General features: G+C 37.4%; 6 protein-coding genes and 1 pseudogene. 3 read left to right on the top strand and 4 right to left on the bottom strand.

Features of this window, described 5'->3' with window-relative positions; all coding sequences use genetic code 11:
- Positions 1–766 precede the first annotated feature (766 nt).
- Together ACWATR_RS37625 and ACWATR_RS37620 are read right to left on the bottom strand one after the other, a co-directional pair.
- Positions 767–1,072, bottom strand: a complete 306-nt coding sequence (locus tag ACWATR_RS37625) for a fertility inhibition FinO-like protein (RefSeq protein ID WP_460344736.1) — start codon at positions 1,070–1,072, stop codon at positions 767–769.
- Positions 1,073–1,083: 11 nt separating this feature from the next.
- Positions 1,084–2,595 (bottom strand): ATP-binding protein, encoded by a 1,512-nt coding sequence (locus ACWATR_RS37620; RefSeq protein ID WP_460344733.1) that lies wholly within the window; start codon positions 2,593–2,595, stop codon positions 1,084–1,086.
- Positions 2,596–3,170: 575 nt separating this feature from the next.
- On the opposite strand from ACWATR_RS37620, the pseudogene ACWATR_RS37615 reads away from it, so the two are divergent.
- The 3 genes and pseudogenes from ACWATR_RS37615 to ACWATR_RS37605 all read left to right on the top strand — a co-directional run.
- Positions 3,171–3,242, top strand: a pseudogene (locus tag ACWATR_RS37615) (4-Cys prefix domain-containing protein); the annotation flags it as partial.
- A gap of 45 nt (positions 3,243–3,287) precedes the next feature.
- Positions 3,288–5,009, top strand: a complete 1,722-nt coding sequence (locus ACWATR_RS37610) for a protein kinase domain-containing protein (protein WP_460344739.1) — start codon at positions 3,288–3,290, stop codon at positions 5,007–5,009.
- A 169-nt stretch (positions 5,010–5,178) separates the two neighbouring features.
- On the top strand, positions 5,179–6,120 hold the full coding sequence (locus ACWATR_RS37605) for a tetratricopeptide repeat protein (RefSeq protein ID WP_460344730.1): 942 nt from the start codon (positions 5,179–5,181) through the stop codon (positions 6,118–6,120).
- On the opposite strand, the gene ACWATR_RS37600 is transcribed toward ACWATR_RS37605, so the two are convergent.
- Together ACWATR_RS37600 and ACWATR_RS37595 are read right to left on the bottom strand one after the other, a co-directional pair.
- Positions 6,093–8,585: a CHAT domain-containing protein gene (locus tag ACWATR_RS37600; RefSeq protein WP_460344727.1), complete on the bottom strand. Its 2,493-nt coding sequence runs from the start codon at positions 8,583–8,585 to the stop codon at positions 6,093–6,095. The two genes, ACWATR_RS37605 and ACWATR_RS37600, sit on opposite strands and share 28 nt — an antisense overlap.
- Positions 8,582–10,985, bottom strand: a 2,404-nt coding sequence (locus ACWATR_RS37595) for a two-partner secretion domain-containing protein (protein ID WP_460344724.1), incomplete at its 5' end; no start/stop codon positions are given. The genes ACWATR_RS37595 and ACWATR_RS37600, both read right to left, overlap by 4 nt.

The following is a 10,985-nucleotide window of genomic DNA, read 5'->3' as shown; positions in this document are numbered from 1 at the left end:
CTCCCCTCGGAATTCCTTAGAGAGAACTCTTTCAAGCTGCGAAATCCTTGCTCTAGCCCGGATATTCCGAAAATTTCCCTTCGTCACAGCACAAAATTGCCATGCGAAAGCTGCACTCGAACCCATGCGCTCTAACACTGCGCTCTTGGGGTGTTCTCTGTTTGTCATGATATTTTCCCCTGATAACTCGGTTTACAAGCTTCAGAGGGGGTTGTATTTATAAGTCAACAGTCAATAGTTATCAAGGACTGGAATTCCAACTGATAACTGGTAACTGGTAACTGTTATTCGCGCTGCTACATCTTTTAGCTACAAAATTCGGAGTTTTTTCTTAACTAAATTTAACATTTTACTAACTTGAAGAATTTTAACAGCCAAAAATCAGCCACCAAAAATTCGACGATCTGGTGACAACCCCTGTATAATAGGGAAAGCAGCGCGGATTTAACTCAGTCGGACAATTTTTGTGGTAATCTTAGTCGCCAAACTTTAACAACCACTTATTTTGTTCCTTCGAGATCAACCCCGCTCTGAGGTTATATGAAATTTAAGATTCGTACAAAGCGCGACTCCCTAGTGGCGCTTTGTGCGTTAAATGCGGGTATTGTTGTAAATTCTTCACCTCTATGTCCTTTACGTAACTATTCAGCTTGATTTTACATAACTTGTGGTCTTTCCGTATCTAGTGAGATTCTGATTTTTTTGTTTGACTCCTCCATATTTACCTGCGTTTGTTCCAGCTTACCCTGACTGGGTAATCGCTTTTTCAAGAAGTAGCACCTAATGCAGAGGTCGTTTCTGCCTTGGGCTTGCGCTCGAAAACTTGTATGTTGGGTTTCTCTAATACGAAACCCTGTTCTGCTTGCTGTCCAAGTTTACCTACAATTGCTCCTACCCATTGAGAATAATTACTTGCAGCATCGGTCAGTTTCTTCCAAATCTTTGCTTTAGCTGTGGCTGGAATGATTTGTCTGTCGTAGTCTAGGTCAAAATGCTGCCAACCGTTCTCTATGTCCTTAGGTTGTGGCAGTTCATTGATTTTAATTGTGATTTCTAGTTTGCCTGTAATCATAGCTACCTCTGTTAAAATGTAAGCGCTAATTCTGGTGAAGCATTAGATGTATGCACCAGTCCTGGTATATTTTTCCTAATATATTTTTTGACTATAGGTTGAAGAGTAAAACTACTTTCTTCAGAAGCAGAATCCTTAATAGTTTCAATTAAAAACTGCTTTTCCAACCCTTCTAATGCTGTAATTAAATCTGATATTGATAACGATATTGATTCCTTTTGATTCAAGCCATTTAATAAGCTAGTAAACTTAACAGGCTTTGAGTTTAAAGTTAACTCTTCTGCTATATAAATCATAATTTGTTGTTGAATTTTACTTAATAAGTAACCAAAGGCTTTATCAAGCATTGCTTGAAATTGGCTACTGAAAAGCGTAGTTCTATTTTCAAAAAACTTTTGAACACTTCCGCCAAAAAACTGATGAATTCGGCTAACTACCGTCTTTAGCTCTAAAGGATTGCCATAGTAAATTTTAATTAATTCGTTGCATTTTTCTTCGTCATCCAATCCTTGATCAAATAGAAGTTGCATTGCAGGAGCAGTCTCTAAACCTTTTATTTTTAGATATTGAATAGGCCGTCCTGCTATTATAAGATCCTCAAATTCATCAGGAAAAACTCGATTAGTTAAGAGCAAGCAACTTTGATTCATTTCCTCTATTAATCTGCGAAAAAATAGTTTGTACTCTAGGTGTTGCTCTAAATTAGTTGTTTCAAACAAGGAATCGGATTCATCCAATACCAAAAGACATCGGCGCGATTGCATCTGCTTGATCAATGCTGAAACCATTGCTTGAGTAAATTTAGGTGAGTCTAGCTTAGGCTCTAAAGGTTGGATTAGCTCTATTAGCTCGGCTATAAAGTCTTGAAGCAGTGGTGCATGGGCAACTGATTTCCAAATTATACAATCAAATTTGGGTTTGGATTCTACACTAATCTCTTGTATTAGCTTTGCAGCTAATGCAGTTTTACCAATGCCTGCTACCCCTACTAACGATACGCAGCGTTGCTTTATTATTAATTCTTTTAAGCAAGATAGTTCTCCTGCTCGTCCATAAAAACTTGAGATGTCAGGAGGTTTACTTCCTATAATTTGTATCCAATTTTTGACAGGGGAGCTTTTTTCTTCATTAGTAGAAGCAGGTTGAGCATAATGCTCCTGTGCAACTTGCTCTAAAAAATTTCGTACATTCTTTTTGCTAACTTGCTTGCCATTCCCAATTGTTTTCGTGAGTATATCCCATAACCGAGTAGCTACACCTCGTTGTAAGTAATTAACGCTGTAATCTGAATTTTCTGCTATTTCTACAAACTCACGGTTGTGCCACGCTCCTCTCATAATAAGGATCTCTGGCTGAGATAAATATCTACCTCTTTTGGCAAGTACCAGATCATTGACCACGACTAAAACTTCATCAAAAGTTACTACCACTGAAGAGTATTTTTGCCCTAAAAGCTCTTGTTTATTTGAAGAAAGGGGAGAAGAGACTGGCGGTTTAAGTGGCTGGACAACATTAGAATCCATAGTTATACTCTTTCTGTTATTTGAGCAAGTAATCACACATGCTCTTTCTAAATTAAGTGTGTAAGTTGCAAAAAAAGGTGTCGTATCAAACTCAGCAATAATACTTTACTTCTCTATTTAATAGCTGTTTGTTTCAAGTAAATGATACCTCAAGTCACTAATTATGCAAAGGGGACAAAAGATAGATTAGAATCACTACTTACGCGCACCTGAAAGGAGTAGTTGATAAAACTACTGCTATTGCTAAATCACAGTAGCAGTTCTCAAATTAACTGATTACTTTAAATGCTGCTGTTAGTCTGCCACTGATACACAAATCTTAACAAGTTTGCTAGTTGTTCTTTATTTTTGAGCATGAACCTATTAAAAGTCCCTGTATGTAATACAATATGCTGCGGTTGCAGCTAGTAATTTCCTCAGCTTTTGATAAAAATCGCGTCTAAGCTGAGTTACAAATACATTTATGTACCGAAAATGACTACTCAAATTTTTAAATCTTTAGTTACATTCTCGCTGATAGGAAGAAGGACTAGATTTAGGGTAGGTAGTTTATATCTGGCTATCCTCCTACGAATGTGAGTTATTGTATTAATCCCCTATGCGAGCAACGTCAAAATCCTAATGACATTGAAAAATGTCTTTTTTGTGGTACTTTGCTACTGATTAATGACCGCATCCGATTAATTAAGCCATTGAGAGCGTTGAATGAAAACCCATTCAGCTATACTGAAGTTTTTGAAGTGGACGACGCTGGTACTCAATGGAATCCTGACCGCAGACAGCGAGTTATGAAAGTTCTGAAAATGAACTCGCCGAAGCTGGTTGAGTTAATCGAGCGGGAATCTCTAAGTTTACGGCTAATCCATCATCCAAATATTCCCAAAAGTACCTTAGATGACTTTTTTACTTTTGTCCCTAACAATAGTTCTTTAACCCTGCATTGCTTGGTTATGGATAAAATTGAGGGGCAGAATTTAGAGCAATGGATAGAATCTAACGGGTGTATTTCGCAATCTCAAGCATTAGAATGGGTAAAACAATTAGTTGAAATTCTTGCCGTAGTACACCAGGCTAATTTTTTTCACAGAGACATTAAGCCTTCTAATATAATTCTCCAGTCAAATGATCAATTAGCATTAGTGGATTTTGGTGTGGTACGAAGAGTAACTAGTACTTACCTAGCTAAAATAAGTGGAAGTGGAGGAGATAGCACAACTAGAGGAGGAAAGTATGAAATTACATCTGTTGGTACACCTCGTTATTCTCCACCAGAACAAACGGATGGACAGGCAGTACCGCAATCAGATTTTTATGCTTTAGGTCGCACTTTCATCCATCTACTTACTGCAATTCAACTAATTGATTTACCTACAGACAAAAAAACAGGAAGATTAATCTGGAGAAACAAAGCACCGCAAATTGACAAACCTTTTGCTGATTTTATTGATGAGTTGACAGATCCTTTACCAGGGGAACGTCCACAAAGTACTCAAGTTATTTTGCAGCGTTTAAAAAAGCTGCCTCAGCAAATTAAAAATTATAAATTAGCTAATTCTAAAGTATTTAAATACAGCAAGTATACATTGATTGGTTTAGGAATTGTTGGGGGTGTCTTTCTATTTATACCTCTAGCAGCAAACTATTTAGTAGCCCAAGGACGAAAGTTAGAAACAGTGAATAATTCTCAGGGGGCACAAGAGCTTTTTAGTTGGGCCATTAAAATTAATCCTCAATTAAAACTTAGTATTGCAGAATTTTACTTTAATAAAGCTTCTCGAAATATAGATAATTCTAAGATAGCTAGAAAGTATTATGAACAAGCAATTAAATACAACCCCAAAGATCCCTCTGCATATAATAATTTGGCATTAGTTTGCCAAGATTTGCGAGATACTAAGTGTATAACTGAAAATTATAAAAAAGCTTTTAAGCTTAGGACTAATAATTGGCAAGGACATTATGGGTTAGGACGTTTTTATGAAGATCAGCAAAAATATGATTTAGCTGAAAAAGAATATCAATTAGCTATTCAAGGAAGTGATAAAGCAGTACTTGCTGTAGCTGCTTTATCAAGATTGAAAAATATAAATAATGAGCATGAGGCAGCAATTACTTTAGCCTTACAAGGGTTGCAAAAAACTAAAGATCCTGAAATACAAGCAGCCTTGTATAAAGATTTAGGTTGGGCAAGATTGAAGCAGAATAAGTTAAGCGAGGCTAAAAAATATTTAGAAAAGGCGATTCAATTAGATGGAAGAACAGATGCTTCCTGTTTATTGTCTCAAGTTGAAGAAGTTTTAGGTGAAAAAGATGTCGCCAGAATTTATATAGAAGTGTGTCTATTAGGCAAGTCTACTTTACCAGAGGTTTTCGATTGGAGGCAAGAGCTACTAGACCGCATACTTAAAAAATAGTATCCTCTGAATCAATTTATTAGATATTTATTATAAACAAAATCTTTATGTAGAGATGAATATACTTACTAAGCCTATATAATAACTGGATATAAACAGGTTATTTATATTGAAAGCAGTGAAAAACAGTATAAAATTTTTGACAGGATTCTGCTTAAGCTTTCTACTCATGAAAGATACGTTATTGTTGGCAGGTGTACCGTTAGCCAGAACTAAAAGAAATCAGGTTCGTTGTGAGTTAAGTGGAAGACTAATATCTCCAGGTGATAAACGCCTTCAAGCGGGAAGCTTAGTTTGTAATGGAGAAAAAATAGAAGTTTTAAATGGTGGTAGGATTAAATTTTTCTGTTTCAGTACAGGAAAAATTTTAGATTTATCAAGTGGAGTTGTTTCTTCTGATATATGTGCCAAACCTGATTTGTCTAAGTCTGCTTGTTACACAGGTAACGGAGACTTCTGCTCAAGAACGCCAAAAGGCAGAGCAGGAGGAAACGATGAGCCGACAATCATTTATCCTTATGCTATGCCAACATTAAAACCACGCCCAGAAATCGTCTGGCTTCCTGTTACAAGTGCTACTTCTTATAAAGTAAGATTTGATTGTTATGATTTTAGCTGGGAAAGAGTTACAGATCAAACGAGATTGGCTTACCCTGCGGAAGAAAAACCTCTTGCATCTGGGCAAACATGTCAAATTCTTGTTTTCGCTTATAAGAAAGACAAAATTACTGGTGGAGATCCGTCAGTAATCTCTCTGTTACCACAGAATGAGGTTGCATGGATTAAAGATGCGGTCAAACAAATTAGTAAATTAAAACTTCCTCCAGATGAAGCTGCTCTTGACTTTGATGCTATATTTATGTCAAGAGACCTTTTCGATGAAACAATTGAACAGTTAAACAATGTTGTTTCAGTAGGTACTAAGAATCCAACTATTTACAGAGTACTGGGCGACCGCTATTTTCAGGCAGGTGTACTAGATCAAGCGAAGCGTCAATATTTAAAAGCATCTGAGTTAGTGAAAACTAGTAACAACTCAACTGAGTTAAGGAAGGTGCAAGAGGGATTAAAGTTAGTAGACTATTACAACCAGCTTCCTACGAGTAGATAAGGGGCCCAATGATAAGGGTTATTGTACTCAGGAATCGCCATCAAACTTATCTGTGCAAGTCTTAAAGCCTCTGCTTTGTGAATACCATTCTTGAGATTTTTGTAAAATTCATTCATGAGAACAACACTAGATTTAGAATCTACTAACCACAGAGTAGCTATTATACTTCTGGCACCTGCTTGCGCTGCTACACCAGCAATTCCCAATGCTGATATCTTATTACCCTTGGCAGTTTGGCACGCACTTAGTACCAATAACTCAATTGCATCTTGATGGATTTGAGCTTTAGCTTTTAGCAAAGTGCCAAACTGTCCAATATTGACTAACTCATCCCAAGTGAAAAATCCGGTTTTTCTAGAAATAGAGCTAAATTGAGCATGTGTTGTTAAGTGAAGAATGGTAAAGTCTTTTTTATTGAGTTCTTCACTAAAGCGTTTGGTATTAAATTCTTTATTGAGCAAGCCTATTGAGGAATTGGTTTGTTTTTTTACATTTGCTATCTCTGCTTCCACATCAGGTAGAGGTTTTAGTCCTTTAGGAGCATCAGGGTCATAAAAGCTAGGAGCAAATGTGGAAATTCCACCAATTAGAGCATTTGAATGTTCTTGAGATAAAGCTCGAGGCTGGCGAACTTTAGACCCTAAAGTTTCTGAGGAGCTATAGTGCTGAAATAAATAGTCTTTTCCATCGTAAAGTATACCCATTGGTAAACTTTGAAAAGATTTGTCTAGAACAAATACTAAAGTTCCACTTGAAGGCAAAGATTTCTTAAGAGGTTCAATTAGCTGCTTATAAAGTGCTTGAGAATGTGGAGTAACAAGATTCTTGCCGTTGGAAATAAGCTCTTTGTTTTGTAAGATGCTTAACAGAGCATTAACATGATTTTTGACTAACTTGGAATCAGCAGAATGATGATGAATAGAATAATCTGGGAATTGGGCAAATACTTGTATAGTGTCGTCTAGGTCGATAATGTGAATAATTGCTGATGCACCAGCGAAATTATCGATTTTATCTAAAGCAATAAGGTCGAGTTTGCCACACTTTAGATAATCCTCCAACTGTGCTAATTGAAGCTGTTGGTTGGTTTTTATTACTTTGCGTTCAAAATTAGGATATTGTTCTGCTATCAGCAGTCGCATGTAATTCCGGTATACAGGCTCTACTTTTTCATAAAAGAAAAACTGTGCATCTAAATTGCTATGCAAGAGATTATCACGAATTTGTGTTATGCTATCAATGGCTGCACCGTAAGCTTGAATAGCTCTTTCGTATTTACCCTGTTTTTGGAATAAGTTTCCTAACTGCTGTTGCCATTCATAAGCAACATCTGCATCATTAATGGACTGAGCTAAACTTAAAGCTTCTTCAAAATATATTTGCGATTTGTATGAATTTAACTTACCTAAAGCACCTAAACTTTTAGATATTAAAAGTTGATTGTTAATATTTTTAGCTATTTCCAAGGCGGATGTAGTATACTGAACAGCTAACGATTGTAATGATTGATTATGAATTTTACTTAGACTTTTAGCAAATTTAAGTTGAGCTTGAATAGATTGTTCGGGCGACAATTGATAAAAAACTGAAGAGCTTTGCAATATAATATCTACTAAAGGTTGAATTTGCTGATTAACTTTTGTATGAGTATTCACTAGCTTAGGTTTATCTGTTAACCATTCATCAAAGTCTAGTAATAAGTTTAAACGGTTCAGTTGTGCTTGTAGTTTTATTTCTTGTGGAGAACTTGCCCGATCTACTAAAAGTTGGTATGTATCAAGTGACTCCTGTGCCTTCTGTGGAATTGAGTCTACAATTGTCTCTCTAAAGACTGGTTCCTCTATCCATTTGTATTCATCTCGCGCTCGTTGATAGATGGACTGTTTTGTATTACCCAATGACAGCAAAATATCGCTAATTCCTTTTGAAGATGTTTGTTTAGCGAATAATAATGTTTTTTCCAGAATTAACTCAGATTCATTTAACTTGCCAACTAAGCGTAGAACTTGCCCCATGCTTTGTAATCCCAATAAGCTTGTCGGTGTTAATTTTAACTGATGTATTGCTGCTATCAGTTGTGACTTCTCGTATTGGGTAAATTCTAATATTGTTGGGTTACAATTCCAATTATTTAATTTTAGAGCCTCCACAAGTTTCTCACAAGCCTGAGAGTGTAAACCTAATTTTTGCAAGGCAAAATTTTGATTAATCAGGCTCCCACTAACACCTTCGGTATCTTTGATCTGATGATAAATTTTCGTGGCTTGTTGCCAGCTGTCAAGAGCCTCTGATGCTTGACCTTGATTTAATTGTTTTCTACCCACTTGGGTTAAAAATTCAGCCTGTTGTATATGTGTTTCTTTCTCCGTTGACTGAGCCAGCAATAGAGACGATTGAGTTAAAACTATTGATAAAGCTAGAATGCCTAAAAGAGCATATTTTAGGCAATATCTCCATTTAATCATCGCTTTACTATGTTCCTAGAATGGGAAAATTCTGCTACAGAATCGACCGATGTACACGGAATGGCAGAAAAAAAGTTATCAGGTGTAGCTTGATTAGGCGCTATCGCAACTAATTCGACGTTCCCTCTGGAATCTATTACCCAACTCTGAGCTTCAACAATTTCCGTAGTCTCTTTAATTGTTGATAGCTGTAACTTAGATGAAACTTCATCGGACTTAGATGAAATAGAATTTCTCTGCCAGATAGGTTGACTATCTAGATGTTCGTCAAATTTAGGCGGTGGAGTGTTGCTAGCCACAATTAACATATCACTTCCTGTGCCTGATTGTGCAGCACAACCCGATACCATATTAGGAGTTTCTGTAACAATTTCTGGGGCTGCTTTAATGCCAGCAGGATTAACGTTAAAGCCGTTGATCTGGACTGTACCATCAACTCCCAACTGTGAACGTGTGGTAATAAAGCTATCGGGAGATAAAAATAATCCACGAGCATTTATCTGAATATTACCGCCGCGCCCCTCGAATGCATTAGCTTTTATACTGCTGTTTTCTGAACCAGTTAGGATCTGTGTATTGATGTCGATATTGCCGCCATTACCGTTACCTTCGGCAGTTGCGCTAATAGTACTGTTGCGTAGCTGTAAATTCTGTGTATTGATGTCGATATTGCCGCCTTCGCCGGAAGCAGTTGCGGTAGTGATAGAGCTTTTATTATCTAAAGTAATTGACCGAGCATTAATTGTAAGCCTTCCAGCATCAGTACTTGTTCCCTCATTGCTAACGCTAACTTGTCCACCATCTGTGATACGTAGACTCCCAGTATTGATATTTACCTCTCCAGGGGAGCCACTTGGTACTGAAGTAACTCCGAATACTTTTTGGGTGTCTGAATCTGGTCTAATCGCAGATGAACTTACCCTATTGCGTATCTCTAAATCGAAAGCGTTTATAGTAAGACTTCCAGCAGAGCCAGAGCCTATAGTGGAAGTATTAACTGTTGCCATATCCCCCACTACCATTTTTGATGTATTTATTATTAGATTGCCAGCATCTCCTGCACTAAAAGTTGAAGCAGCTAAATAGCTAGGAACATACTCTCTATCTGAATTAATCAATTCCACAGAGTTAAGTAAGTGTACAGAATCGGTTGCATTTAGAGTCACCGAACCTCCTGCGCCGATTCCACGAGTTAGAGATATAATCACTCCGCCATCCTCAGCTATCAACCGCCCTGTTGACACTGTGATGTCTCCTGCCTTCCCAGTAGTTAAGGTACTAGTAGTGATGTTGCTGGTAATAAAAGGATTAGAGGGTGAAAAACCAAGCAACTCTATAGAATCAGAGGCATTGATATTAATGCTACCTCCCTTGCCAGAACTATAGGATCTACTGCTTATACCTGCTCCTTGCTGAATAACCATCCATTTAGTGGAGATATCTATATTTCCTGCACTTCCAGAAGCTGTAGATTCAGTTCGCAAGATGCTAGGAAATCTTCCATCTGGAGAGATTCCGCTCAATTTCAATAATTCAGAAGCATTGATACTAATACCGCCCGAAGGTTGTGAACCTTGGTTTTGAACTAAAATTATGGAGCCATCGCTTAATGAGATAAGCTTGCCCTGTATAGCAATAGAGCCACTATTATTCCCGCTAGTATCCACTAAGGTTTGTTGAGACAGATGAATGTCCTTATAAGAAGATACCTCTTCATATCCTAAAGTCCACCCTTGAACAATTGGAATAAGGCTGATCATACCAGAGTCAACACTGCTCAGTTCAATCCTTCCTCCCTCTGCTGTCAAAGTGGCACCCTCTAAAGTGACATTACCCCCTAATAAACCTAATGTTTTACCTGGTTGTACCGAGAGACCAGTTAAGGTACTACCCCTAATAATTGGTGAACGCAGTGTACTTGGAGCAGTTAAACCTTGACCTGTACCCTGTACCCGAATTGCACCTGAATTGCTCCCAAGTTGTAAGCCAACAGGAACACTAACAGTCAACAAGGGTGTAGCTTGAGGATTGGTAGCACTAAACTCAAACTCGTCAGCAAATTTGACAGCACTGGCAGTACTTGCAAAAAACGAGCCACCAATATCTAATCGTGCATTTTTTCCAAAGATAATCCCATTGGGATTGATTAAAAATAAGTTAGCTATGCCGTTAGCTTTGAGCAACCCGTCTATGTTAGAAACTGATGAGCCTGTTACACGACCAAAAATATTCTGAATATTTTGAGCGTTGTTAAATAAAACTGTGCTGCCCGTAGGAATAGAAAACTGTTCAAAACTATGAAATAAGTTGCTATCCTTGATAGTGCCTCCATCAATGACTCTGCTATTATCCTGTAATCTAACAATAGAATTAACAGGTAACGTTTTATCTGGTATAACT

The organism is Nostoc sp. UIC 10890 (genome assembly GCF_054786515.1).
This window is presented reverse-complemented; position numbering and strand designations above follow the sequence as displayed.